Origin of the sequence: Aeromonas sp. Y311-2 (assembly GCF_027706025.1) — a bacterium.
Classification (GTDB): Bacteria; Pseudomonadota; Gammaproteobacteria; order Enterobacterales; family Aeromonadaceae; genus Aeromonas; species Aeromonas veronii.
In genome coordinates this window covers 125,956-149,617 of the sequence record NZ_JAPDCL010000008.1, presented here as the reverse complement: position 1 = coordinate 149,617, position 23,662 = coordinate 125,956, and the positions used below count along the sequence as shown (strand labels likewise).

The 23,662-nt window shown below is 60.9% G+C and carries 23 protein-coding genes and 3 tRNA genes; 8 read left to right on the top strand and 18 right to left on the bottom strand.

All coding sequences use genetic code 11. The features are described 5' to 3' along the window. Nucleotides 1–28 precede the first annotated feature (28 nt). The 6 genes from nusG to OKC42_RS10100 all read right to left on the bottom strand — a co-directional run bounded on the left by nusG (nucleotide 29) and on the right by OKC42_RS10100 (nucleotide 2,702). Nucleotides 29–580 carry a transcription termination/antitermination protein NusG gene (gene nusG, locus OKC42_RS10125; protein WP_005306318.1) on the bottom strand — a complete coding sequence of 184 codons (552 nt, stop codon included), beginning with the start codon at nucleotides 578–580 and terminating at the stop codon, nucleotides 29–31. Nucleotides 581–589: 9 nt separating this feature from the next. Beyond that, nucleotides 590–961, bottom strand: coding sequence for a preprotein translocase subunit SecE (secE, locus tag OKC42_RS10120; protein ID WP_005306322.1), 372 nt, complete (start codon nucleotides 959–961; stop codon nucleotides 590–592). Between the two features lie 60 nt (nucleotides 962–1,021). Further along, nucleotides 1,022–1,098: transfer RNA gene (locus tag OKC42_RS10115), tRNA-Trp, on the bottom strand. A 53-nt stretch (nucleotides 1,099–1,151) separates the two neighbouring features. Beyond that, nucleotides 1,152–2,336 (bottom strand): elongation factor Tu, encoded by a 1,185-nt coding sequence (gene tuf, locus OKC42_RS10110; RefSeq protein WP_005341825.1) that lies wholly within the window; start codon nucleotides 2,334–2,336, stop codon nucleotides 1,152–1,154. A 168-nt stretch (nucleotides 2,337–2,504) separates the two neighbouring features. Then, nucleotides 2,505–2,579: transfer RNA gene (locus OKC42_RS10105), tRNA-Gly, on the bottom strand. A 38-nt stretch (nucleotides 2,580–2,617) separates the two neighbouring features. Further along, nucleotides 2,618–2,702: transfer RNA gene (locus OKC42_RS10100), tRNA-Tyr, on the bottom strand. A gap of 263 nt (nucleotides 2,703–2,965) precedes the next feature. On the opposite strand from OKC42_RS10100, the gene coaA reads away from it, so the two are divergent. After that, the gene (gene coaA / locus OKC42_RS10095) at nucleotides 2,966–3,904 is read left to right on the top strand and encodes a type I pantothenate kinase (RefSeq protein ID WP_005339877.1); all 939 of its coding nucleotides are present in this window, start codon (nucleotides 2,966–2,968) and stop codon (nucleotides 3,902–3,904) included. Nucleotides 3,905–3,984: 80 nt separating this feature from the next. Here the strand turns inward: coaA and birA are convergent, their stop codons facing one another. Further along, nucleotides 3,985–4,950, bottom strand: coding sequence for a bifunctional biotin--[acetyl-CoA-carboxylase] ligase/biotin operon repressor BirA (gene birA / locus OKC42_RS10090; protein WP_118854372.1), 966 nt, complete (start codon nucleotides 4,948–4,950; stop codon nucleotides 3,985–3,987). Then, complete coding sequence (murB, locus tag OKC42_RS10085; protein ID WP_201954024.1) at nucleotides 4,947–5,984, bottom strand: UDP-N-acetylmuramate dehydrogenase; 1,038 nt, start codon at nucleotides 5,982–5,984, stop codon at nucleotides 4,947–4,949. The genes birA and murB overlap by 4 nt, the downstream gene beginning before the upstream one ends. A 127-nt stretch (nucleotides 5,985–6,111) precedes the next feature. Between murB and OKC42_RS10080 the strand changes: the two genes are divergently transcribed. After that, nucleotides 6,112–6,765 (top strand): potassium channel family protein, encoded by a 654-nt coding sequence (locus tag OKC42_RS10080; protein ID WP_270819604.1) that lies wholly within the window; start codon nucleotides 6,112–6,114, stop codon nucleotides 6,763–6,765. Continuing rightward, nucleotides 6,762–8,117: a TrkH family potassium uptake protein gene (locus OKC42_RS10075; protein WP_005341850.1), complete on the top strand. Its 1,356-nt coding sequence runs from the start codon at nucleotides 6,762–6,764 to the stop codon at nucleotides 8,115–8,117. The genes OKC42_RS10080 and OKC42_RS10075 overlap by 4 nt, the downstream gene beginning before the upstream one ends. A 41-nt stretch (nucleotides 8,118–8,158) precedes the next feature. Here OKC42_RS10075 and OKC42_RS10070 read toward each other — a convergent pair whose 3' ends face one another. Further along, entirely contained in the window at nucleotides 8,159–8,989 is an 831-nt protein-coding gene (locus OKC42_RS10070; protein WP_201954008.1) for an AraC family transcriptional regulator, read from the bottom strand. 101 nt (nucleotides 8,990–9,090) lie between these two features. On the opposite strand from OKC42_RS10070, the gene OKC42_RS10065 reads away from it, so the two are divergent. Both OKC42_RS10065 and OKC42_RS10060 read left to right on the top strand, forming a co-directional pair. Beyond that, the gene (locus OKC42_RS10065; protein ID WP_201954005.1) at nucleotides 9,091–9,624 is read left to right on the top strand and encodes a carboxymuconolactone decarboxylase family protein; all 534 of its coding nucleotides are present in this window, start codon (nucleotides 9,091–9,093) and stop codon (nucleotides 9,622–9,624) included. Between the two features lie 13 nt (nucleotides 9,625–9,637). After that, entirely contained in the window at nucleotides 9,638–10,078 is a 441-nt protein-coding gene (locus OKC42_RS10060) for a DUF417 family protein (RefSeq protein ID WP_005341854.1), read from the top strand. A 40-nt stretch (nucleotides 10,079–10,118) separates the two neighbouring features. Here OKC42_RS10060 and OKC42_RS10055 read toward each other — a convergent pair whose 3' ends face one another. The 3 genes from OKC42_RS10055 to OKC42_RS10045 form a co-directional block, all read right to left on the bottom strand. Then, nucleotides 10,119–12,092 (bottom strand): DNA topoisomerase III, encoded by a 1,974-nt coding sequence (locus OKC42_RS10055; RefSeq protein WP_201954002.1) that lies wholly within the window; start codon nucleotides 12,090–12,092, stop codon nucleotides 10,119–10,121. Nucleotides 12,093–12,159: 67 nt separating this feature from the next. Continuing rightward, complete coding sequence (locus OKC42_RS10050) at nucleotides 12,160–12,657, bottom strand: response regulator (protein WP_042054822.1); 498 nt, start codon at nucleotides 12,655–12,657, stop codon at nucleotides 12,160–12,162. A gap of 55 nt (nucleotides 12,658–12,712) precedes the next feature. After that, nucleotides 12,713–14,680: an ATP-binding protein gene (locus tag OKC42_RS10045; RefSeq protein WP_270819603.1), complete on the bottom strand. Its 1,968-nt coding sequence runs from the start codon at nucleotides 14,678–14,680 to the stop codon at nucleotides 12,713–12,715. Nucleotides 14,681–14,956: 276 nt separating this feature from the next. On the opposite strand from OKC42_RS10045, the gene OKC42_RS10040 reads away from it, so the two are divergent. Together OKC42_RS10040 and torA are read left to right on the top strand one after the other, a co-directional pair. After that, on the top strand, nucleotides 14,957–16,087 hold the full coding sequence (locus OKC42_RS10040; protein WP_005339847.1) for a NapC/NirT family cytochrome c: 1,131 nt from the start codon (nucleotides 14,957–14,959) through the stop codon (nucleotides 16,085–16,087). A 23-nt stretch (nucleotides 16,088–16,110) separates the two neighbouring features. Beyond that, nucleotides 16,111–18,591: a trimethylamine-N-oxide reductase TorA gene (gene torA, locus OKC42_RS10035; RefSeq protein WP_201953993.1), complete on the top strand. Its 2,481-nt coding sequence runs from the start codon at nucleotides 16,111–16,113 to the stop codon at nucleotides 18,589–18,591. Nucleotides 18,592–18,676: 85 nt separating this feature from the next. Here the strand turns inward: torA and OKC42_RS10030 are convergent, their stop codons facing one another. The 4 genes from OKC42_RS10030 to OKC42_RS10015 are packed head-to-tail and all read right to left on the bottom strand — an operon-like array spanning nucleotide 18,677 to nucleotide 21,542. Next, nucleotides 18,677–19,138, bottom strand: a complete 462-nt coding sequence (locus OKC42_RS10030; protein WP_005339830.1) for a hypothetical protein — start codon at nucleotides 19,136–19,138, stop codon at nucleotides 18,677–18,679. A 41-nt stretch (nucleotides 19,139–19,179) separates the two neighbouring features. Further along, nucleotides 19,180–20,529 carry a sensor histidine kinase gene (locus tag OKC42_RS10025; protein WP_270819600.1) on the bottom strand — a complete coding sequence of 450 codons (1,350 nt, stop codon included), beginning with the start codon at nucleotides 20,527–20,529 and terminating at the stop codon, nucleotides 19,180–19,182. Further along, complete coding sequence (locus tag OKC42_RS10020; RefSeq protein WP_005339826.1) at nucleotides 20,526–21,182, bottom strand: response regulator transcription factor; 657 nt, start codon at nucleotides 21,180–21,182, stop codon at nucleotides 20,526–20,528. Before OKC42_RS10020 ends, OKC42_RS10025 begins: the two co-directional genes overlap by 4 nt. Nucleotides 21,183–21,203: 21 nt before the next feature. Then, complete coding sequence (locus tag OKC42_RS10015; RefSeq protein WP_005339825.1) at nucleotides 21,204–21,542, bottom strand: PepSY domain-containing protein; 339 nt, start codon at nucleotides 21,540–21,542, stop codon at nucleotides 21,204–21,206. A gap of 63 nt (nucleotides 21,543–21,605) precedes the next feature. Here OKC42_RS10015 and OKC42_RS10010 point away from each other — a divergent pair, with 63 nt between their 5' ends. Continuing rightward, nucleotides 21,606–21,854: a PepSY domain-containing protein gene (locus OKC42_RS10010; RefSeq protein WP_013724184.1), complete on the top strand. Its 249-nt coding sequence runs from the start codon at nucleotides 21,606–21,608 to the stop codon at nucleotides 21,852–21,854. Here OKC42_RS10010 and msrQ read toward each other — a convergent pair. Both msrQ and msrP read right to left on the bottom strand, forming a co-directional pair. Continuing rightward, complete coding sequence (gene msrQ, locus OKC42_RS10005) at nucleotides 21,851–22,477, bottom strand: protein-methionine-sulfoxide reductase heme-binding subunit MsrQ (RefSeq protein ID WP_005339821.1); 627 nt, start codon at nucleotides 22,475–22,477, stop codon at nucleotides 21,851–21,853. The genes OKC42_RS10010 and msrQ overlap by 4 nt on opposite strands. Next, entirely contained in the window at nucleotides 22,468–23,469 is a 1,002-nt protein-coding gene (msrP, locus tag OKC42_RS10000; RefSeq protein ID WP_201953990.1) for a protein-methionine-sulfoxide reductase catalytic subunit MsrP, read from the bottom strand. The genes msrQ and msrP overlap by 10 nt, the downstream gene beginning before the upstream one ends. Nucleotides 23,470–23,662 lie beyond the last annotated feature (193 nt).

The window sequence follows — 23,662 nt, the reverse complement described above, 5'->3', positions numbered from 1 at the left end:
TGACAACCGTTAAACGTACAGAATTCAATCAGCCTTTTTCGACCTGACCAAAATCCAGTTCAACAGGAGTAGAACGACCGAAGATCAGTACAGAGACCTTCACGCGGCTCTTCTCATAATCGACCTCTTCAACGGTACCGTTGAAGTCGGCAAACGGACCATCAGCAACCCGCACCATTTCACCCGGTTCAAACAGGGTTTTCGGACGCGGCTTGTCGTGGGCATCCTGCAGACGGTTCAGGATGGCATCGGCCTCTTTGTCGGAGATCGGTGCCGGACGGTCGGAAGTACCGCCGATGAAGCCCATTACACGCGGTACGTTACGCACCAGGTGCCATGTGGTTTCATCCATGATCATCTGGACCAGGACATAACCCGGGAAAAACTTGCGCTCACTCTTGCGCTTCTGGCCAGCACGCATCTCGACCACTTCTTCGGTCGGGACCAGTACTTCACCGAACATGTCTTCCATGCCATGCATCTTGATATGTTCACGCAGGGACTTGGCTACACGGCCTTCATAGCCGGAAAAAGCCTGCACGACATACCATCTCATACGTTGTTCACGTTGTTCAGTCATGGCTTATCCTTACACACCGGTAATCAGGTTGACCAACCAGACCAAGGCACCGTCCAGAACGAACAGCAGCAGCCCCATCACGGCGGTCACCGCCAGCACAATCAGGGTTGTCTGAATGGCTTCCTGACGGGTCGGCCATACGACCTTGCGGACTTCCAGGCGAGACTCACGGGCGAATGCCAGTGTTGCCTTTCCCTTGGTGGTTTGCAGGGCTACTGCACCAGCAGCAGCAATGACAACGACCACACCCAAGGCGCGGACGGCAGCGACAACATCGTTGAGCAGGTAATTACCCACTACAGCGGCCGCCAGGATAATGAAAACCAGGCCCCAAAGCAGGGTATCCTTGCTTCCGCCCTGGCTCTCAGAACTAACACTCATACAACCCACCTGTATCTGACGTAACCAAAGACACAAAAGCCCCGTACGAGACGAGGTATATGGCAGGGGCGGCAGGACTCGAACCCGCAACCATCGGTTTTGGAGACCGCTGTTCTACCAATTCGAACTACGCCCCTACACAAGAAAGCCCCTATTATAGGGGCTTTGCTTTATTTATGTAAGCCAAAGATTAAGCGATAACTTTAGCTACAACACCAGCACCTACGGTACGGCCACCTTCACGGATAGCGAAACGCAGGCCGTCGTCCATCGCGATCGGCGCAATCAGGGTAACAACCATCTTGATGTTGTCGCCCGGCATTACCATCTCTACGCCTTCCGGCAGTTCGATGGTACCGGTCACGTCGGTAGTACGGAAGTAGAACTGCGGACGGTAGCCTTTGAAGAACGGGGTATGACGACCACCTTCTTCTTTGGACAGCACGTACACTTCAGATTCAAACTTGGTGTGCGGCTTGATGGTGCCCGGCTTGGCCAGTACCTGACCACGCTCAACTTCTTCACGCTTCACGCCACGCAGCAGGGCGCCGATGTTCTCGCCTGCACGACCTTCGTCCAGCAGCTTGCGGAACATTTCAACACCAGTACAGGTGGTAGAAACGGTATCTTTGATACCAACGATTTCTACGGTCTCACCTACTTTAACGATACCGCGCTCTACACGACCGGTAACTACAGTACCACGGCCAGCGATAGAGAATACGTCTTCGATCGGCATCAGGAACGGCTGGTCAATCGCACGCTCCGGCTCCGGAATGTAGCTGTCCAGGTGGCCAGCCAGTTCCAGGATCTTCTCTTCCCACTGAGCTTCGCCTTCCAGCGCTTTCAGGGCAGAACCACGGACTACCGGCAGGTCATCACCCGGGAAGTCGTACTCGGACAGCAGTTCGCGAACTTCCATCTCGACCAGTTCCAGCAGCTCTTCGTCATCTACCATGTCGCACTTGTTCATGAACACGATGATGTACGGAACGCCTACCTGACGACCCAGCAGGATGTGCTCACGAGTCTGCGGCATCGGGCCGTCAGTCGCTGCTACTACCAGGATCGCGCCGTCCATCTGGGCAGCACCGGTGATCATGTTTTTAACGTAGTCGGCGTGACCCGGGCAATCTACGTGGGCGTAGTGGCGGGTAGCGGTGTCGTATTCTACGTGGGAGGTGTTGATGGTGATACCACGCTCACGCTCTTCCGGTGCCTTGTCGATCTGGTCGAAGGCGAAAGCTTTACCACCGAAGTGCTTGGCCAGCACGTTGGTGATAGCTGCAGTCAGGGTGGTTTTACCGTGGTCAACGTGGCCGATGGTACCCACGTTAACGTGCGGTTTATTACGCTCAAATTTTTCTTTAGACATGATCGTCCCTCTAAACTAACGCTGAGTACGCGGTGGCAAGCTAACCACAGAACAGTTTATATGATGGATTTGAATCTGGTGGGAAAGAGAGAGGTACTGATGGCTGGTTCGCTTGCCGAACTCACCCTAGGGTGCGGCTCTGCTAACGCCTGAGCCATATCAGCATCTTGGAGCGGGCAGCGGGAATCGAACCCGCATCATCAGCTTGGAAGGCTGAGGTAATAGCCATTATACGATGCCCGCATTTCTCTAACCCAAAGAACTCAAACCGCAGAGAAATATGGTGGAGGGAGAAGGATTCGAACCTTCGAAGGCAGAGCCGTCAGATTTACAGTCTGATCCCTTTGGCCGCTCGGGAACCCCTCCAGACGCCAGATTGTCACAACGGTAATTCTGCTTGCACCCGTTGTGTTTATCGCTTTTGCACGGCAAATAGACGACAGACAGTCAAGCGTCGCGCATTTTATTGTAAGGTTTTGGGGGATGCAACCATTGAACCCGGCAAAATATGCTTTATTGCTGGGAAGTTTGCAAAAAAGCGGGGGCAAACAAGCCAATCCTGCTGCGTCCCTTGTCGCTCCCCCACCCTTGGTGTATGGTCGCCGTGCCCAAGAAACAGTGATGACACCATGACGACAGAGCATAACCCCTATCTGCAATTCACCCGCGAACAATGGGCGTTATTGCGCGATTCGGTCCCCCTGACCCTGACCGAACACGATCTGCAGACCCTGCGCGGGATCAACGAGAAGGTGTCATTGCGGGAAGTGGAAGAGATCTATCTGCCTCTCTCCCGCCTGCTCAATCTCTATGTCAAAGCCAAGCAGCGCCGTAGCCGGGTGCTGGAGCAGTTCCTCGGCCAGTCACGCGGCAAGGGTACCTATATCATCAGCATCGCCGGCAGCGTGGCGGGGGGCAAAAGCACCACGGCCCGTATTCTGCAGGCCCTGCTGGAGCGCTGGCCGGAACATCCGCGGGTGGAGCTGGTCACCACCGACGGCTTCCTCTATCCCAACAAGGTACTGGAAGAGCGCGGCCTGATGCGCCGCAAGGGGTTCCCTGAGTCCTACGACATCCGCCATCTGGTGGAGTTTGTCGCCAACATCCGCGCTGGTCACGAGAAGGTCGAAGCGCCGGTTTACTCCCACCTTATCTACGACATCATTCCCGATGAGAAGAAGGTGGTGGAGCAGCCGGACATTCTGATCCTGGAAGGGCTCAATGTGCTGCAAAGCGGCATGGACTACCCTCAGGAGCCCCATCGGGTCTTCGTGTCGGACTTCGTCGACTTCTCCATCTATGTGGATGCCGATGCCGAACTGCTGCGCACCTGGTATATCGAACGCTTCCTGAAATTCCGCAGCGGCGCCTTCTCGGATCCCGACTCCTACTTCCATAACTACGCCAAGCTGGCGGAGAGTGAGGCGACCCAGATCGCCAGCAACATCTGGCAAGATATCAACTATCTGAATTTGCAAGAAAATATCTTGCCAACGCGTGAGCGAGCCAACCTGATCATGACCAAGGGCCATGAGCACGCCATCGAGCAAATCAAGCTGCGCAAATGATGACGGCGGTTGCCGGATAACGAAGAGGGGGCCCGCAGGCCCCCTCTTCTGTTTGGCATCATGAGCGGCCTTGCTGACCCTCAATCACCCCGGCGCAGGGAGAGTTCGCCACCCAGATAGAACTTGGTGCCCTCCTCCGTCTCCAGCCGCAGGGCGCCGCGATCGTCGATGCCACGGGCGATGCCGCGGATCTCCTGATCCCCCATCAACAAGCGCACCGGGCGACCGGCAAAGTGATCGAGCCGGTTCCACTCATCGACAAAGCTTGCCAGCCCCTGTTGCTCAAAGGTGTGCAGCGCCCGCTGCAGATGGACGATCATCCGGGCCGCCAGTTGATTGCGATCCACCAGTTCCGGATTGATGTGACGCAGCTCGGCCCAGGCCTGATCAATCTTCTCACCTTCGCGGGCAGGCATCGCCAGATTGAGACCGATGCCGATCACCAGATGACAACTGGCCCCGGCGCTACCGCTCATCTCTACCAGAATGCCCGCCAGCTTGCGGCCCTGATAGTAGAGGTCGTTCGGCCACTTGAGCTCGACCCCCTGATAACCAAGGGACTCCAGCGCTTCAACCACTGCCACGCCGACCGCCAGACTCAGCCCCATGGCCGCCGCCATGCCTTGTTCGAGTCGCCAGTACATGCTGAGGATCAGCTGGCAACCAAACGGCGAAATCCAGGGTTTGCCACGACGACCGCGCCCGGCTGTCTGGCACTCGGCCAGACAGCTCTCGCCAGAGCGCAGCTCATTGACCCGATCCAGCAGGTGTTGGTTGGTCGAGCTGATGACCGGAAAACAGTGCACCGGCGCCATCGGGGCCAGTGCCTGCAAGGTGGCCTGATCATAGAGCGCCATCGGCACCGCCAGCCGGTAGCCCTTGCCGGTCAGGCTAAAGAGATCCAGCCCCAGCTCCTTGAGCGCCGCCATGTGTTTGCTTACCGCCGCCCGGCTGATGCCGAGCTGCTCACCCAGCTGTTCGCCGGAGTGAAACTGGCCGTCGCTAAGCAGGGTGATCAGGGTCTGTCTGATGGGAGTCAACGTCATGAGAGCACCTCGTCGAGCCAGGTTTCACCATGCGCACTCATAAAGCGCACCTCGTGCTCCAGCACCACGCCAAACGTCTGCTCCACGCTGTCGCGGACATGAGCCGCCAGCGCGATCAGCTCCATGGCACTGGCGCCCCCCAGATTGACCAGCACCAGCGCTTGCTCCTGATGAACAGCGGCGCGGCCGATGGCGAAACCTTTCAGACCACACTGATCGATGAGCCAGCCTGCCGCCAGCTTGGCCTGCCCTTCTCCGGCCGGATAGCAGGGCATCTGTGGGTAGCGCGCCTTGAGATTCTCCGCCAGCGCGGCAGGCACCACCGGATTCTTGAAGAAGCTGCCCGCATTGCCGAGCACCGCAGGATCCGGCAGTTTGGCCATGCGGGTGGCACAGACAGTATCGAAGATGGCCTGCGCCGAAGGCGCATCACCGAGCGCCGCCAGCGGGCCATAGCCCAGCACAGGTTGCCACGCCTTGGGCAGTTTGAGCCCGACGGCGGTGATCAGGTGGGAATCCTGATACTCGTGTTTGAAGATGCTGTCGCGATAACCGAAGCGGCACTCTGCCGCCGCGATCCGTTCAATCTCGCCACTCTGCCAGTTGAACGCCTCGACATAGGCGCAGAAGTCGGCCAGCTCAACGCCATACGCACCGATGTTCTGCACCGGCGCCGCACCGACCGTGCCGGGAATGAGCGCCAGATTCTCCAGCCCGAACCAGCCCTGTTGCAAGGTATGACGCACCAGCTGATGCCAATCTTCACCGGCCGCCACATGGAGCAACCAGTGATCGCCACCATCTTCAGCGGTAATCCCCTTGAGCCGGTTGAGCACCACCAGACCGAGAAAATCGGTGGTGAAGAGCATGTTGCTGCCGCCGCCCAGATTGAGGCGCGGCAGCTGGTTGAGCTGCGGATCGGCACGCAGGGTCGCCAGATCGGCAACCTGCTCCACCTCGGCCAGCCAGAGGCAGTACGCATCGAGGGCAAGGGTGTTGAGCTTCAACAAGGAGGCGTTGGCATTCAGTTTCATCGGTCTATCCCGGCTTGGTGCAAGGGCGCAGTCTACCTCAAGTTGCCCCATGACGAAAAACCCGAGCCCTTTTCGGGGGAATAGCAGTGGTTTAGAGTAGGCGACTTCAACTGCTGAGGAACAACTCATGAACAACCAGTTTGCCGTCATCGGCCTGGGCCTGTTTGGCAGCGCGCTGTGCGAAGAGCTGCAACGGCAAGATGCCGAAGTACTGGCCATCGATATCGACGAGAGCAAGACCCGGCAAATCGCCGCCCTCTGCAATCACGTCATCGTGGCGGATGCCACCGATGAGGCCACCGTGGCCGAGCTGGGACTGGCCAATTTCGATATCGTCTTCGTTGCCATCGGTGACAACCTGGAGACCAGCATCCTCACCACCCTCGTCCTGAAAGAGGCGGGCGTGAAGAAGGTGTGGGTCAAGGCGCGCGACAAGTTCCACGCCAAGATCCTGCAGAAAGTGGGCGCCGACAAGGTGATCAACCCGGAGTGGGACATGGGCCGCCGGGTCGCCCAGAGCATGCTGGACAACCGGCTGTTCGACTATCTGGAGCTGGGCCACGACATGCTGCTGACCGAGTTCGTGATTGGCCTGCAACAGAACGGCCGGGAACTGGGCGACTTCCATCTGCTGCAACAGAGCGATTTCCAGCTGCTCGCCATCAAGCGTGGTGACGTGCTGCACAACGTGCTGACCGGCAAGATGGAGCTGCAACTGGGCGACATCCTGATCCTGGCGGGCAACAAGCACGCCATCGACCATTGGCTCGAAACCCTATGATCAACTGGCGCAGCAGCTACGCCTTCGCCCTCCATCGGGAGCAGGACTCTCGCTGGAGCGAAGCCCGGCTGATCCTCGGCAGCTTTCTGATCATTCTGCTGATTGGCACCATCTTTCTGGTGCAACCCTCCAGCCACAATGGCGAGGTTACCTTCGTCAACGCCCTGTTTACCGCCACCTCGGCCATCAGCGTGACAGGTCTTGGCGTGGTGGATACAGGCACCGCCTTCACCCTGCAGGGGCAGATTTTCCTGTTGATGCTGATGGAGATCGGCGGTCTGGGCCAAATGACCATGACCCTGCTGCTGATCGCCATCTTCAGCAAGCGGGTCGGTCTGCGCCAACAGGTGCTGGCCAAGGAGGCGCTGGGACAAGAGGGCTCGGTCAACATCATCCAGCTGGTCAAACGGATCGTGCTGTTCGCCTTTATTGCCCAACTGATCGGCACCGGCATCATGGCGATCCGCTGGGTGCCCGAGATGGGTTGGGTGCACGGCCTCTATGTCAGCTTCTTCCACGCAGTCTCGGCCTTCAACAACGCCGGATTTTCGCTGTTTGCCAACAACCTCATCGACTATAGGGACGACCCCATCATCAGCCTGACCATCGCCGGTCTGCTGATCCTGGGGGGGATCGGCTTTACCGTCATCGTCGATCTGGTGCGCAACCGCCGCTGGCGCAAGCTGAAGCTGCACAGCAAGTTGATGTTGCTGATGACCCCGGCGCTGCTGCTGGCCGGTACCCTGATGTTCTGGCTGCTGGAACACAACAACCCCGGCACCCTCGGCAAGGCCGGTATCGGTGGCCAGCTGCTGGCGGCCTTCTTCCAGTCTGCCAGTGCCCGTACCGCCGGTTTCAATACCATAGATATCGGGCTGATGACCCCGGCGGCGTTGCTGTTCCTGATGATGCTGATGTTTATCGGTGCCGGTGCCACCTCGACCGGTGGCGGTATCAAGGTCACCACCTTCGCCGTAGTGCTGCTGGCAACCAAGGCGTTTCTGACCAAACGGCCCCATGTCACCGCTTTTGGCCGCACCCTGTCGCCCCAGATCGTGACCCGATCGCTGGCCATCATCATCGTCAGCACCATGGTGCTGATGCTGGCGATGTTCTTGCTGATGGTGACCGAGGATCTGCCGTTCGACAAAATCATGTTCGAGACCATTTCGGCATTTGCTACCGTCGGCCTCTCCACCGGCATCACCGCCTCCCTGAGCGAGCCGGGCAAGCTGATCCTGGTGCTGGTGATGATCTGCGGCCGTCTCGGCCCGCTGACCCTGGCCTTTATGCTGGCCCGCCCGGTCGAGACCCGCATCCGTTATCCGGAAGAGAACGTCTATACTGGCTGACCAGCCATGAACACGGGGCAGCCACTGGCTGCCCCGTTTTTCTATTCAGCTTGTTGCTGCGCCTTGAGCCAGCGCCCCGGGCTCACCCCCAGCTCCCGCTCGAATGCCCGACCAAAGGCAACACTGCTGCTGTACCCCGCCCCCAGCGCCACCAGCACCATAGGCTCCCCCACCAGCAGTTGCTGGCAGGCGCGCGCCATGCGCCAGTGGGTCAGATAACCCAGCGGCGCTTGACCAACCCGCTCCTGAAACCTCGCGGCAAAGCGGGCCCGCGACATGCCGGCCTCCCGCGCCAGCGTGGCCACCGTCCAGGGTTCATCCCCACGCTGATGCATCACCGAGATCGCCTTGGCCAACTGGGGATCGGAAATACCTGCCAGCATCCCCTGCTGACACACCCCTTGCTCGACCAGATGACGCAGCAGCAGGATCAACAGTACCTCCAGCAAGCGGGAGATCAGCTGATCCTGCCCGTAGCGGGGGTGAAACGCCTCGTCAAACAACTGGTTCAGCACCGGCGTCAGGGCAGGCAACTCCCTTAGCGGCAGCACCAGCGAGCCCGGTAATGCCAGTTGCAACGGCGATGATCCCCCCTTGCCGAATGCGACATTGGCGCACACCAAATCACAACCTCCCAGCGTTCTGGGTTCAAGCTTGTGAGGACGTCCCCGAGGGAACAGGATCAGGGTCGGCTCCTCGAGCAGCAAGCTGGCCCCCCCCTCTTCACGCAACATGACGGCGCCACTGCGCAGCAGATGAAGATGTCCGCCACTCGGGTAATCATCACTGGAGGAGTTCTGGCACAGGTTGCCGGCGAAGAAGATCTTGGCTTCGGGGGAGGCATGAACTAACAGGGCAGAGAGCGGATCCATATTTGAGACGAATAGTATTTATTTGCAGACGATGAGTGATAAACCGTATCACGAATGACGGCACACTGTCTCCCGTACCTTCACTACCACAGGAGAAGATCATGAGCCGTATCCAACCCGTACCCCAACCGCAACCCGCAGCCGCCCAGACCCTGGCCACCCTGCAACGCAATCTGGGTATGGTGCCCAACCTCTACGCCACCCTGGCCCACTCGCCAGCCCTGCTCAATGGCTTCCTGGCCTTTGCCGAGGCTCTTGGCAAGGGGCGCCTCACCGCCTCACAACGGGAGTTGCTGGCACTGGCCATAGGTCAAGCCAACGCCTGCCAATACTGTTTGTCTGCCCACACACTACTGGCGGGCAAGGCCGGATTCTCGGCCCAGGAGATCCGGGCAGCCCGACTCGGCCAGGCCTCGGCTCCCCTTGATCACGCCCTGCTGCAACTGGCAACGGCACTGGTCAACCAACGCGGGGTCATCAGTGACGAGCAGCTTGCTAGCGCCCGGGCCGCAGGCGTAGATGACGAGCTGCTGCTGGAGGTGCTCGGCCAGGTGGTCGTCAATACCCTGACCAACTATGGCAACCACCTGGCGGCGACCGAGATCGACTTCCCGCCCGTCACTCTGACCCCTTAAACAAGGAGCCCCCATGCAGCAACATGACAAAGGCTTTCTGGTCGCCCTGGCGGGCGTGGTATTGACCCTGCTCTGGATCGGCGTCTTCAAGTTTACCCCGACAGAGGCAGCCGCCATCAAACCACTGGTAGCCAGCCACCCCTTGATGAGCTGGCTCTATGGCCCCCTGTCGGAACAGAGCGTATCGAACCTGATCGGGGTGGTCGAGATAGTGATCGCCATCGGGCTGGTCGTGGGTCTGTGGCAACCTCGCATCGGTTACTGGTGCAGCATGGGGGCTATCGTCACCTTCCTGGCGACGCTGAGCTTCCTGCTGACCCTGACAGGTGTCTGGAAAGTGGTTGATGGCGTGCCAGTCACCGAGTTCTTCCTGTTCAAGGATCTGGTGTTTCTCGGTGTGGTTCTGCACTACCAGCACAGGATCCGTGCCAGCTTGTCCACTCAGGCAGCCTGACAACAATGCCTTTGGCGCCCGGGATGGGCGCCTTTTTTCGTTATGCAGCCCTAGTCTGGCGCTTGCTGGTCGTCTTGCGCAGTCGGGGCCCGCCAGTCGTGCTGGCCGCCGAACTCTTGCGTTTGGTAAAACGCCGCTTACCGGCACCCGGTGCCTCCTTGGGCAGGGCGCTGAAGCTGGCGCCGGAGTCCTGCCGCGCCCCTTCAATCAGGCCGTTGAGCTGCTCGGTGAGCGGGCCCATAAACTGCTGGTAGCTGCCGTGACGCTCGGCGATCTGGCCTAGGCTCTGCTCCCACAGCGCAGTCATATCCGGCGTGGTAGCGGTGGCTGGCAACGCCTGAACCAGCGCCCGCCCGGTCGGGGTCGCCTTGATGCTCTTGCCCTGACGCACCAGAAAGCGGCGCTTGAACAGCAGGTCGATAATGCCTGCCCGGGTCGCTTCTGTGCCGAGACCATCGGTGTCGCGCAGGGTCTTGCGGATCTCGGGATCCTGCACATAGCGGGCGATGCCGGTCATGGCCGCCAGCAGAGTGGCATCGGTGAACGGCTTGGGCGGCTGGGTCATCTTTTCCAGCAGTTCGCCCCGCTCGCAGAGCAGTTGCTCCCCCTCTTTGAGAGCCGGCAACGTGCCAGCTTTCTCTTCATCGTCATCCTCTTCCACCCCGAGCAGCGCCTTCCAGCCTGCTTTGAGAATGCGCCGTGCCTTAGCCTGAAACAGACCACCGGCGATGCGCAGCAGCACCTTGCTGTCGTTGTATTCGAACGGGGGATAGAACTGCAGCAGATACTGGCGGGCAATCAGGCCATAGAGCTTCGCCTCGTCGGCCCCCAGCGTGGCGGGGTTGCCCTGCTTCTCGGTGGGTATGATGGCGTGGTGGGCATCCACCTTGCTGTCGTTCCACGCTTTGCTGCGGATCTTGCCGTCCGCCTCGGCAACTGCCTTGGCCAGCGCGGGCGCAGTGGCAGCGATGGCACCGCGCACCTGCTCGGCCCGCTTGAAGTGATCGGTCGGCAGATAGCGGCTGTCGGAGCGAGGATAGGTGATGAACTTGTGACGCTCGTAGAGGCTCTGGCAGATGTCGAGCACCCGCTTGGCATCCATGCCGAAGCGCTTGGCGGCATCGATCTGCAGGCTGGAGAGGTTGTAGGGCAACGGCGCAGCCTGCTTGCGGGCCTGCTCCTCCACCGATTCGACCTGAGCGGGCTGGCCGTTGATCCGGCTCACCACCTTGTCGGCCAGCGCCCGGTTGAGCACCCGCCCCTCCTCATCCTGCCACGGCAGGCAGGCTTCCGATGGCAGCCACTTGGCGGTGAAGCGCTCGTTGCCGTCGGTCAGCAGATGGGCCAGCACCTCGTAGAAGGGTTTGGGCACGAAGGCCTCGATCTCGAGATCCCGCCGTACCACCAGCCCCAGCAGCGGAGTCTGCACCCGACCGACCGAGAGCAGCTCGCTGCAACCCGCCTTGCGCCCGAGCAGGGTGTAGGCACGGGTCATGTTAATCCCATAGAGCCAGTCGGCCCGACTGCGGGCCAGTGCGGAGACCGCCAGCGGCACGAACTCCTTGTTGTCTCTGAGCTTGTCGAGGGCGCGGCGCACCGCAGGCGGGTTGAGATCGCTGATAAGACAACGCTGCACCGGCTTGGTTTTCGGGTAGCCGAGAAAGTCGATCACCTCATCCACCAGCAGTTGCCCTTCCCGATCCGGGTCACCGGCGTTGACCACGCAGTCCGCCTGCTTGATCAGCCGCTTGATGACGGTGAGCTGGGTTTTGGTCTTGGGTTTGGCCACCAGCTGCCACTGGGCGGGGATGATGGGGAGGTGATCCATCCGCCACTGCTTGAAGGCGGCGTCATAGGCATCGGGCTCGGCCTGCTCCAGCAGATGGCCGATGCACCAGGTGACCACATCCCCCTGGGCTGTTTCGATAAAACCGTCGCCCTTCTTATGGGGCTTGGGCAGGGCATCGGCAATGGCGCGGCCCAGCGTGGGCTTCTCGGCGATAAAGAGTCGCATCGGTGGCTACCTGCAATACTGTATATGCAGACAGTATACAACTGCCACCGCGAAAGCCCAACTTCCCCTATTCGTCGAACGGGTGATCGTGGATGGCGGCAAACAGCCGCGCCTGATTGAGCAGCGGCGCATAGTGGAAGGCATTTTCGCCATCTTCCGCCAGCAGATAGTCGGTCAGCTGTTCGCGCACCGCCTCTTGCAGGGTCTCCAGCTTCCACGGCTTGGCAAGGTAGTAGTGCAACCCGCCACGATTGACCGCCTCGACGGTGGCCTCCAGCCCCGCTTGTCCGGTCAGCAGCAATTTGCGGCTGGCCCGAGTGGTGGCACGCCGGTTCAGCTCCACCAGAAAATCGACCCCCAGGGTTCCCGGCATGATGTGGTCACAGAGGATCAGCGCCAGCTTGTTGCCGTCGCGCTCCCACTCCTCCACCACCGCTCGCGCCTCATCGACGCTCTCGGCGGCTTCCAGTTCGAAGTGGGAACGGAACGGGGCGAGATCGTGGATCACCGCATCCAGCACCTCACGCTCATCGTCCACACACAGGATCAGATAGTGTTTGTTCATTGCTCCTCCTTGGCGACATGGTTTGGCACGCCGCGCGATTGATGCTGGCGACGGCTCAGGCCGCATGCTCCTTGTTGTGATGAGGTTCGCCCCCGTAACCGGCCTGCCCCATGCCGTCCAGCGGCAGACAGACCCGCATCCGGGTGTAACGGCCAGGCTCCGAGGACACCTCAATCCGGCCGTGGTGCTGCTGCACTATCTGCAGCGAAACGCTCAGACCAATGCCGAGACCGAAATGGCCCTCCCGCTTGGTGGTGAAGTTGAGATCGAAGATCCGCTGCCACAGCTCGGGCTCGATGCCGCAACCGCTATCCTCTATCTCCACCATGACCCACTCGGAATCCAGCAATCCGGTGCGGATGGTGAGTCGCCCCGGGCCGCTCATGGCATCCAGACTGTTGGCGATCAGGTTGGTCCACACCTGTTGCAGGGCGATGGGGTGACAGCGAACCAGCGGCAGCGGCTGGTACTCCTTGCAGAGCTCATGATGCTTGAGGCGGTTTTCGAAAATCATCAGGGTATCTTCCAGCCCCTCGTGCAAGTCCACCAGCGAGGGCTCGGCCCGATCCTGCCGGGCGTACTGCTTGAGGCTCTTGACCAGATCGCCGATGCGACGGGCACACACTTCGATATTGCGCAGGAAGCTGCCGGTCTGCTGGAACAGCTCCAGCCGGGAGAGCAGCGCCTCCCGCTCGTCGGCAGTGCGGCTGGCAAACCAGCGCTGCCAGTTCAGCTCGTCATCCAGATTCATCTGCACCGCCAGCCGCGCCTGCTGACGATCGCCAAAGCGCCCCTCTGCCTGCCGGGTCTTGTCACGGATCTCGCTGGTCGAGACCGGCTGGGAGGAGAGCGCCTGACAGAGGGTCTGGTTGCCAAGCCCCTTGATGGTTGCTGGCAGCTCGAGATTGACCAGATCCGGGATGGCGGCCCGCAGGGTCTCGTTGCCACGGATAATGGCCGCCACCGGGTTGTTCAGCTCGTGGGCGACACCGGCCACCAGCTGACCCAGCATCGCCATCTTTTCGCTCTCCACCAGCTGGGCGTGAGCGGCATCGAGGGAGTTGAGGGTCTGTTGCAGCCGCATCTCGGTGCGGATGCTGTTTTGCAGACGGCGGTTGAAGTGGCGCAGCAGCAGGTTGGTAAAGGAGGGGAGCAGTTCGCTGCGCGCCTGCATCACCCGGGAGAATTGCAGCTTGTCGAGCTTGATCACCTCGGCACCGGTCAGGGTCACGCCGGTGGTGAAGGCGGGTTCGCCGGTGACGAAGGACATGCCCCCCACCAGCGAGCCGGTACGGTAGTGCACCACCTCCTGATCGATCCCCTGCTCGTCCCGCTTGCGCAGCACCACCTCCCCCTTGGCGATAAACCAGAGAAAGCTGTTGGGCTCCCCCTCGCGGGTCAGCACATGGCCCGGACTGTAGTGGCGGCAGACCCGCTCCTCGTCATTGCCCTCGAAAAACTGGTAGAGACCGTCGATCACCACCCGGGAGAGTTCTTCATCGCTGCAGTGGGTGTAATCCATAAAGCCCTGCCGATAGGCAGCCAACTGGCGATCGACATGGGCTCGCAGCAGCTTCTGGTTGTCGAGCACGGCGGCATAGCTCAGCAGATCCGCCTCGGGACGCTGCAATACAAAGTGGCTCGCCTGCTCGATCACCGCCCGGCGCAGGCTGCCATCGCGCCAGGGGCGTTGCAGGTAGTAGTCGAGACGACCGAGGTTGACCGCCTCGATGATCGATTTCATCTCCGGCTGGCTGCCCAGCAGGATCTTGCGGCACGCCTCGTGACGGCTGCCGAGGCGGATCAGAAAATCGGCCCCTCTCCCATCCCCCAGCTCGCTGTCACACACCACTACGGCGGGTGGCTGCCCCTTACGATCCAGCTCGTCCAGGGCCAGCTCAGCCGACCCCTGACCGACCACCACCACCAGCGCGAAATGGCCGAGCAGCGGAGCCAACTCCTGTTCGAATTCGGCCAGCAGTTGCACGTTGGCGGCGACACACAGCAGTGAGAAAGGGCTCATCAGCGACACTCCGTTGAGGCTCACTGCTCACTATATCAGCGAATCTTGTGGGGTTTTGCGAGGGGGCTAACAGCTGTCGCGGAAAGTGCACAAATAGATAAAACAGAAAACAACTGAATTTAATTCGACAAATATATCAATAACAAAATAAAAGACAAAATGTGACAGTAATCAAAAATATAAACCATGATGGAGGTCAACGCCTTATCCCTATCATTACTACTACTATTGGACTAGTACTATGTAGGTAATTATTGACCGTAGGAAAACGCCGCCATGATTGGAAAACTGATAAGAAAAACCTGGTTCTGGCTCCTGCTGCTCGGGGCCCTGCTGGGTGTCGCGGCACTGGGTGTCACCGTGACCGTGCTGCACAAGACCAGCTCCACCGAATTCTGCGTCTCCTGCCACTCCATGCAGACTCCGCTCGCCGAGTATCAGGGCAGTGTCCACTTCCAAAACACCAAGGGGATCCGCGCCGAGTGCGCCGACTGCCACATCCCGGGCGACCCCACCTCCTACCTGTGGACCAAGATCCGCGCCGTGAAGGATATCTATCACGAGGCGATCGGCACCCTGGATACCCCGGAAAAGTATGAAGCCCACAAGCTGCGGATGGCCCAGTCCGTCTGGGACGAGCTGAAAGCCAACGACTCCGCCACCTGCCGCAGCTGCCACAGCTACGAGGCGATGGACATTCTGGCCCAGCGCCCCAATGCCCGTGCCGAGCACCCGGTCGCCATCAAGGAAGGCCAGACCTGTATCGACTGCCACCGTGGTGTCGCCCACATCATGCCTGACATGAGCGGCTTGGCTGCCGCCGGTGCCAGCGAGCTGGCGCAGGCTGCGGCCCAGACCCCGGCCAACGTCACCACCCGTTACGCCATCGCCACCACCCCGCTGTTCCTCGATGCTGCCGCCAAGACCGACGAAGGCACCCTGATGCCCTCCACCAAGGTGGAAGTTCTGGCCAACGAAAACGGCCGCGCCAAGGTGCAGATCGAAGGCTGGCAACAGGATGGTGTGAGCGAAGTGTTCTACGCCGCACCGGGCAAGCGGATCCTCAGCGTACTGGTCGGCGATGCCGCCAAGAAAGCGCTGGTCACCGGCCAGAGCGAAACCGACAGCGCCACCAACCTCACCTGGCATCAGGTCAAGCTGACCGCCTGGGTCGACCAAAGCCAGCTTATCGGCGATCAGGGCAAGCTGTGGCAATACGCCTCCACCCTGATGTCCAACAACTGTACCGGCTGCCACGGCCTCACCGCGCTGGATCACTTCAATGCCAACCAGTGGATCGGCGTCATCAAGGGGATGGAATCTCGTACCTCCCTGACCCCGGAACAGGCTCGCATGTTGACCCAGTATGTCCAGAAACACGCCAGTGACATGAGCGCGGCCCACTAAGGCTGGCACAGAGGAAAACCGTTATGACTTTTTTCAATGACAAGAAGACCAATCTGTCCCGCCGCAACCTGCTCAAGGGGCTCGGCGCCTGCGCAGCCCTGCCCCTGCTCGGCGGCATTTTTCCCAAGAGTGCGCTGGCGCAAGCCATCAGCACCGCATTGAGTCAGTTCCCGACTCTGGTGCCCGCCCAGAAGGGCATTCTGACCGGCGCCCACTGGGGGGCTTTCGAGGCGATCGTCGAGGATGGCCGCATGGTGCGCGTCCAGCCGGTAGCCGATGATCCGGCGCCGAACGACCTTATCGACATGGCGCCGTTCCAGGTGCACGCCAAGAACCGCATCAAATACCCCATGGTACGCAAGAGCTGGCTGGAGCGTGGCCCGGGCGCCAAACCCGAGCTGCGCGGTGCCGACGAGTGGGTACGAGTGAGCTGGGACAAGGCGATCGAACTGGTGGCCGGTGAAATCCAGCGGGTTCAGAGTGACTTCGGCCCGCAGGCGATCCACGCCGGCTCCTACGGCTGGAAGAGTGTCGGCATGTTCCACAACAGCCGCACCCTGCTGCACCGCCTGATGAACCTCTCCGGCGGCTTTACCGGTTATGCCGGTGACTACTCCACCGGCGCGGCTCAGGTGATCATGTCCCACGTGATGGGCTCCATCGAGGTGTACGAGCAGCAGACCGCCTGGCCTAACGTGGTGGAGAACGCCGAACTGGTGGTGCTGTGGGGGGTCAACGCCCAGGTCACCCTGAAGAACAGCTGGAACATGCCGGATCACGAAGGTCAGGCTGGCTTCATGGCGCTGAAAGAGAAAGGCACCCGCGTCATCAGCATCGACCCTATCTACAACGAGACCGCCAAGCTGGTCGGTGCCGAGTGGATTGCGCCGAACGCCTACACCGACGTGGCCATGATGCTGGGTGTGGCTCACACCCTCTACAGCGAGAAGAAGCACGATCAGGCCTTCCTCGATCGCTACACCGTCGGCTTCGACAAGTTCCTGAACTACCTGCTCGGCAAGGATGACGGCCAACCGAAGAGCGCCGAATGGGCGAGCACCGTCTGCGGCGTCGATGCCAAGGTGATCCGCCAGCTGGCTCTCGACATGGCCGCCAAGCGCACCATGATCATGGCCGGTTGGGGCATGCAGCGTCAGCAACACGGCGAACAGCCGAACTGGATGCTGGTCACTCTGGCCTCCATGCTGGGCCAGATCGGCCTGCCGGGCGGCGGCTACGGCTTCAGCTACCACTACTCCTCCGGTGGCAGCCCCACCGCCAAAGGTGGCATTCTGGCCGGTATATCCGCCGGCAACGCACCGAAGAACAGCCCGGCACCGATCCCGGTGGCCCGCATCGCCGACTGTCTCGCCAATCCGGGCAAGACCATCGACTTCAACGGCCGCAAGGTGACCTATCCGGATATCAAGCTGGTCTACGTGGCGGGCGGCAACCCCTTCCACCACCATCAGGACACCAACAACCTGCTGCAAGCGTGGCGCAAGCCGCAGACCGTGATCGTCCACGAGCCCTACTGGACCGCCACCGCCAAGCACGCCGATATCGTGCTGCCGGTCACCACCAGCTACGAGCGCAACGATCTGGAGATGGGCGGCGACTACTCCCAGCGCTATGTGTTCCCGATGCACCAGTGCGTACCGCCCCAGCACGAGTCCCGCAACGACTTCGACATCTTCAGCGCCATCGCCGCCAAGCTGGGCGTGCAGGAGCAGTACACCGAAGGCAAAGACGAGATGCTGTGGCTCAAGCAGATGTACGACGGCATGGCGGCGCAGGCCCGCGGTGCCCGCGTGGCGCTGCCGCCGTTCAACATGTTCTGGGAGTCCAACAACTACATCCGCTTCCCGATCCCGGAGGCCAACCGCCAGTGGATCCGTCACGCCGATTTTCGCGAGAATCCGCTGCTCAACCCGCTCGGCACCCCGTCCGGCAAGATCGAGATCTTCTCCAACACGGTAGCCGGGATGGGTTATGCCGACTGCGCCGGCCATCCCAAGTGGTATGAGCCCAAGGAGTGGGTGAAGAGCGAGGTGGCGGCACGCTATCCGCTGTCGCTCAACACCTCCCACCCGACCCAGCGGCTGCACTCCCAGCTCGACAACACTCCGCTGCGGGACAAGTTCGCCATCGCCGACCGCGAGGCGATCATGATCCATCCCGCCGACGCCAAGGCCCGTGGCATCGCCCAAGGGGATCTGGTGCGCGCCTTCAACGAGCGCGGCCAGATTTTGGTGGGCGCCCTGCTCTCCGAGGATGTGCGCCAAGGGGTGGTGCGGATCTGCGAAGGGGCCTGGTACGACCCGGCCAAGCCGGGCGAAGCGGGCAGCATCTGCAAAAACGGCAACGTCAACTGCCTCACCTTCGACGAAGGCTCGTCCAGCCTGGCGCAGGGCAACTGCGGCCACATGGCCCAGCTGCAGATCGAGAAGTACACAGGCCCTGTGCTGGCCAACACCGCCCACGCGGTACCGGCCAACGGCTAAGGCGATTGCCACCCAATAAAAACGGCGCCATCAAGGCGCCGTTTCTTTATCTGTCTGCCAAAGCGCAGGCATGGTCGGGACGGGTTTAGAACTCCCCTTCCTCCATATATTCCTGCGCGCATTCAACCAGCTGCGGCCACAGCTCTTCCGGCACCCAGGCGTCCGGGTCATCTTCATCCCCGTCGTACTGGCTCCAGAAGTAGCGGCGCAGACCGGAGGCAAACTCGTCGCTGATCTCGGCCAGCTCCGAGAGCGGCCCCAACCAGGCGATGCGGCGCAGGCCGGAGGCGAGATCGTTGATGGCATCCATCAGGGTGCGATCGTCAAAGCTCTGCTCCACCAGCAGGGTGAAGCGCTCGCGCGCCTGCTCGGTCTGCTCCTCGTCCAGCTCGCCCACATCGGCCAGCAGGTCGACAAAATCTTCCAGCAGGAACGCGATCAGGCCATCCCTGTCTTCAAACCACTGGATCTGGGCGCCCTTGACCCCCAGCACAGAGGCATCAAACGAATCGTCAAGGTGACACAGTGCCCACGGATCGTCGGTCATGCTTCTCTTCCTCAGGCTAAAACAAATGCCATATGTTATGCCTAGCTCTCGACTCTTGCCACCTTGGGCAACGAGAGGGAGGCGGCCAGACCGCCCAGTTCGGCGCGGCCCATGATGAAACTGCCCCGATAGGCTTCCGCCAGATCGGAGACGATATTGAGGCCCAGGCCCGAGCCCGGCACTTTCTCGTCGAGCCGCACCCCGCGCAGCACCGCCTTGGCGATCTGATCTTCGCTCATGCCAGGGCCGTCATCCTCGATACGCAAGGTGATCCAGCCCCCCAGCTCGGCGCTGGAGATGCGCAGCTCGCTGGCAGACCACTTGAAGGCGTTCTCCAGCAAATTGCCCACCATCTCGTCGAAATCCTGCTCTTCCACCCCGACCGCCAGTTCGGCCGGCACCTGCAAGTCCACCGTCTTGCCCGGATAGAGGCGGGAGAAGGCGCGGCAGATATACTCTACCCGCGCCCGCACCGGGGTAGAGACCCCGAGGATCTTGGCGGCGCCGGTCACCCGTGCCTTGCCGAGGTGATAGTCGATATGTCGCTGGATCTGGTCGAGCTGCTCGCCGATGGCGGCCTGATCCTCCGGCGGCAACTGGGCCACCTGATTGCGCATGATGCTGAGCGGCGTCTTGAGGGCGTGGGCCAGATTGCCGGTGTGGGAGCGCGCCCGCTGAAGCAGCTCGCCGTAGTGGTGCAGCAGCCGGTTGATATCCTCCACCAGCGGCTGGATCTCCAGCGGATAGCGCAGCCGGAATCCCTCCTGATGACCCTCGTGAACCCGCCCCAGTTCGCGGCGCAGCTGGTGCAGCGGCCGCAAGCCGTAGACGATCTGGAACATGAAGCCGAGCACCAGACCGGCGGCAGCAAAGCCGAGACCGAGAAACAGGCTGATGCGGGTCTTGTTGAGGGTCTGGGTCAGGGCGCTGCTGTCCTTGGCCATCACCAGAGTGAAGACCCGATCAGAACCTGGCAGCAGCACGGTACGGGTCATGATCAGCAGCGGTTCCTTGTTGGGCCCCTTGCCGACAAAGAGGTCGGGATCGCCAAACGCCGACTTGAGGCCATCGCTCTTCAGGTTGGTATCCCACAGGGAGCGGGAGCGCCCCACCACATCGCGGCCCAGCTCCAGCTGCCAGTAGTAGCCGGAGTAGGGTTGATTGAAGCGGGGATCGGAGAGGGAGCCGGTGACCACCGGCAGGCCGGTTTTGGCCACTTCCAGCCGAGAGAGCAGATCATAAAGCTGCAGGCGAAGGCCGTCGGCCTCCGCCTCCTGCCAGTAGTTGCGCATCATGGTCTGCAGGCTGAAACCTGTGGCGAACAGAAACAGCCCGCACCAGACCAGCGCGATGGCGACCAGTCGCCCCCGCAGGGTTCTGACCAGCCTCATTCGTTGATCCGGTACCCGAGGCCGCGCACTGTCTCAATCAGATCGGGGTTGGTTTTCTTGCGGATCCGGCCGATGAACACCTCCACGGTGTTGGAGTCACGGTCAAAATCCTGAGCATAGATGTGGTCGATCAGCTCGCTACGCGACACCACCTTGCCCCTGTGCTGCATCAGGTAACCCAGCACCCGGAACTCGTGGGCGGTCAGCTTGATGGGAGTCCCTTCGTACCACACCTGCGACGCAGCCATGTCGAGCCGCACCCCACCAATCTCCAGAATGGAGCTGGCGTTGCCTGCCGCCCGGCGCACCAGCGCATGGACTCGCGCCACCAGCTCGGCCACCTGGAACGGCTTGGTAAGGTAGTCATCGGCACCGGCGTTGAGCCCTTCGATCTTCTCGTGCAGCTGACCACGGGCGGTCAGCACCAGCACAGGGGTATCGATCCCCTTGCTGCGCCACTCTTTCAGCACGCTCAGGCCATCGCGCCCCGGCAGGCCGAGGTCGAGAATGATGGCGTCATAGGGTTCGGTCTCACCGAGGAAGCCGGCCTCGTTGCCATCGTGGCAGAGGTCGGTGACAAAGCCGGAGAGGCGCAGCTGTTCGGCCAGCTGGCCAGCCAGAATTTTTTCGTCTTCAACAATCAGAATTCGCATGAACAGGCTTCCACACAGGGGTTATTCATCATCCTCGACCGGGGGCTTTGGCGGTTCGAACAGCCGCTCCAGATGGTGGCCCTTGGCCCACACCAGCTCAAGGTTGTCAGCCCGATAGGCCACCTTGATCACGCTGTTTTCCCGATCGATGACTCTCAGTTCATAGAGCCAGATACCATCCTCTTCCCCCAGATCCACCCGCAACACCCGCACCGGCAATCTGGCCGCCACCTCCATCATTTCATGGAAGGGCCGAACCCGTCCCTCATGGACAGCTTGCTGCAGCATGGCTTCATCAGGCGTGACCGCCTGCGCCAGCAACGGCAGCAATAACCCAAGCAGAGGGAGCGCTCTATTCATGGATGATTCATCTCCAAAAACCTAACATAATGGCGTTTATAGTCTGCCAGCCATGAATCCGGAATGAATATGATCCCGCGCAGTTTCCTGCTGATCCTTTGCCTGTTGAGTGCCACAAGCTGGGCGGCCCAGAGCCGTCTCGACATGGCCGGGCTGGTCAAACTCCTGCTGGCGCAAGGGTATCACGACATTCGGGAAGTGGAGCTGGAAGGGGACAAATTCGAGGTCAAAACCCTCAATCGCCAGGATCAGAAGGTGCATCTCATCGTCGATGCCTACACTGGCGAGATCAAACAACAAGAGGCCGATTAGGCCTCTTTTGCATTCCAGCGTCCCCGCATGGGGCGCAGCAGTTTTTCCCGTCTCGGCCAGAGCAAGGCGCAGGCCAGCAGCAGGTAGATGAGGGGCTCCCCCCAACCACTCTTGAGCGACCACCAGTAATGCACCGGCACCAGCAAGGCGATGGCATAGACCCAGTTGTGCAGCTTCTGCCATGCGGCGCCCATGCGGCGCTGCAATGCGGGCAGCGAAGTGATGCTGAGGGCGGCCAGCAGCAGCAATGCCACCATCCCCACCACTATGTAGCTGCGCTTGACCAGCTCGCCGCCAATCAGGCCCCAGTCAAACTGCAGATCCAGCCCCAGCCACGCCATGAAGTGGAGCAGCGCCCAGGCAAAACACCAGAGCCCGAGGGGGCGGCGCAGCTTGATGAGCTGCCCCTGCCGCCAGCGCTTGGCCAGCGGCGAGACCAGCAGGGTGAGCAGCAGCAGATTGAGCGCCCCCTTGCCAAGGTAGTGGATAAGCTCGGGCACCGGATCCCCCCCCAGCAGACCCGCTGGAATGGCAAAAACCAGCCAGAGCAGGAAACCCAAGGAGCCCAGATGCACCAGCGCCCGCAAGCCGCTGATATGGGCCGGTTTCAATCTCAGTACCATTGGCGCAGATCCATCCCCTGATAGAGCGAGGCGACTTCGTCACCATAGCCGTTGAACATCAGGGTCGGCTGACGCTTGGCACCAAATACTCCACCCTCGCCAATAAAGCGCTCGCTGGCCTGACTCCAGCGCGGGTGATCCACCTGCGGATTGACGTTGGCGTAGAAGCCATATTCGTTAGGAGCCAGCAGGTTCCAGGTGGTCGGCGGCATCTCCTCCACCAGCCGGATCGAGACGATGCTCTTGATGCTCTTGAAGCCGTACTTCCACGGCACCACCAGCCGGATCGGCGCGCCATTCTGGGCGGGCAGGGTCTTGCCATAGAGCCCCATCGCAAGGAAAGAGAGAGGGTGCATCGCCTCGTCGATACGCAGCCCTTCGACGTAGGGATACTCTATACCGCCCCCCAGACTGGAGGCCTGACCCGGCAGCTGTTTCGGATCAAACAGGGTTTCGAAGGCAACAAACTTGGCGCGACTGGTGGGCTCGGCACGGCGGATAATCTCCGCCAGCGAGATGCCGTTCCAGGGCAGTACCATGGACCAGGCTTCAACGCAGCGCAGCCGGTAGATCCGCTCCTCCAGCTCGCTCTTGTTGATGAGGTCCCACACATCGAGGGTAAAAGGCTTGGCCACCTCCCCCTCCACCTTGAGGGTCCAGGGTTCGGGCTTGAGGTAATGGCCGTTGCGAGCCGGGTCGGACTTGTCGGTGCCCAGCTCATAGAAGTTGTTGTAACTGGTGGCCTTCTCTTCCGGTGTCAGTGCCAGATTGGCCGGGCGCTCGGCAGGCTTGCTGTTGAGCGGCTTGGTGGCTAATTGGGGAGCATCCTCTTTACCGCGCAGCAGGTCGAGTACACCGGCCTGAGTGGGGAAAGCGAGGGTGGCAGCGCCCAGACCCAGCCCTTTGAGAATAAGGCGGCGGTCCTGATAAACGGCTTCCGGGGTGACATCCTGTTCGGTGAGGGGGTGGGCGGTACGACGCTTGATCAACATGAAAAACTCCCGGGGCTGAGTGAGGCAGTATGGATAAGACCCGCCCCGGCAGATTTTTATTTCACACAAATTTACATCATGTGGTGCAGGGGCAGTGCCTTGGCCATGGTGCCGACCAGAAACAGGACTACGAACACCAGCAGGGGAACGATCACATTTGGCGCCATCAGACTCACTCCATGAGCAGGACAGG

Bases quoted from the DNA above. Each gene is read 5' to 3' on its own strand.
- nusG (WP_005306318.1), bottom strand. From the start codon at position 580: ATGACTGAACAACGTGAACAACGTATGAGATGGTATGTCGTGCAGGCT.
- secE (WP_005306322.1), bottom strand. From the start codon at position 961: ATGAGTGTTAGTTCTGAGAGCCAGGGCGGAAGCAAGGATACCCTGCTT.
- tuf (WP_005341825.1), bottom strand. From the start codon at position 2,336: ATGTCTAAAGAAAAATTTGAGCGTAATAAACCGCACGTTAACGTGGGT.
- coaA (WP_005339877.1), top strand. From the start codon at position 2,966: ATGACGACAGAGCATAACCCCTATCTGCAATTCACCCGCGAACAATGG.
- birA (WP_118854372.1), bottom strand. From the start codon at position 4,950: ATGACGTTGACTCCCATCAGACAGACCCTGATCACCCTGCTTAGCGAC.
- murB (WP_201954024.1), bottom strand. From the start codon at position 5,984: ATGAAACTGAATGCCAACGCCTCCTTGTTGAAGCTCAACACCCTTGCC.
- OKC42_RS10080 (WP_270819604.1), top strand. From the start codon at position 6,112: ATGAACAACCAGTTTGCCGTCATCGGCCTGGGCCTGTTTGGCAGCGCG.
- OKC42_RS10075 (WP_005341850.1), top strand. From the start codon at position 6,762: ATGATCAACTGGCGCAGCAGCTACGCCTTCGCCCTCCATCGGGAGCAG.
- OKC42_RS10070 (WP_201954008.1), bottom strand. From the start codon at position 8,989: ATGGATCCGCTCTCTGCCCTGTTAGTTCATGCCTCCCCCGAAGCCAAG.
- OKC42_RS10065 (WP_201954005.1), top strand. From the start codon at position 9,091: ATGAGCCGTATCCAACCCGTACCCCAACCGCAACCCGCAGCCGCCCAG.
- OKC42_RS10060 (WP_005341854.1), top strand. From the start codon at position 9,638: ATGCAGCAACATGACAAAGGCTTTCTGGTCGCCCTGGCGGGCGTGGTA.
- OKC42_RS10055 (WP_201954002.1), bottom strand. From the start codon at position 12,092: ATGCGACTCTTTATCGCCGAGAAGCCCACGCTGGGCCGCGCCATTGCC.
- OKC42_RS10050 (WP_042054822.1), bottom strand. From the start codon at position 12,657: ATGAACAAACACTATCTGATCCTGTGTGTGGACGATGAGCGTGAGGTG.
- OKC42_RS10045 (WP_270819603.1), bottom strand. From the start codon at position 14,680: ATGAGCCCTTTCTCACTGCTGTGTGTCGCCGCCAACGTGCAACTGCTG.
- OKC42_RS10040 (WP_005339847.1), top strand. From the start codon at position 14,957: ATGATTGGAAAACTGATAAGAAAAACCTGGTTCTGGCTCCTGCTGCTC.
- torA (WP_201953993.1), top strand. From the start codon at position 16,111: ATGACTTTTTTCAATGACAAGAAGACCAATCTGTCCCGCCGCAACCTG.
- OKC42_RS10030 (WP_005339830.1), bottom strand. From the start codon at position 19,138: ATGACCGACGATCCGTGGGCACTGTGTCACCTTGACGATTCGTTTGAT.
- OKC42_RS10025 (WP_270819600.1), bottom strand. From the start codon at position 20,529: ATGAGGCTGGTCAGAACCCTGCGGGGGCGACTGGTCGCCATCGCGCTG.
- OKC42_RS10020 (WP_005339826.1), bottom strand. From the start codon at position 21,182: ATGCGAATTCTGATTGTTGAAGACGAAAAAATTCTGGCTGGCCAGCTG.
- OKC42_RS10015 (WP_005339825.1), bottom strand. From the start codon at position 21,542: ATGAATAGAGCGCTCCCTCTGCTTGGGTTATTGCTGCCGTTGCTGGCG.
- OKC42_RS10010 (WP_013724184.1), top strand. From the start codon at position 21,606: ATGAATATGATCCCGCGCAGTTTCCTGCTGATCCTTTGCCTGTTGAGT.
- msrQ (WP_005339821.1), bottom strand. From the start codon at position 22,477: ATGGTACTGAGATTGAAACCGGCCCATATCAGCGGCTTGCGGGCGCTG.
- msrP (WP_201953990.1), bottom strand. From the start codon at position 23,469: ATGTTGATCAAGCGTCGTACCGCCCACCCCCTCACCGAACAGGATGTC.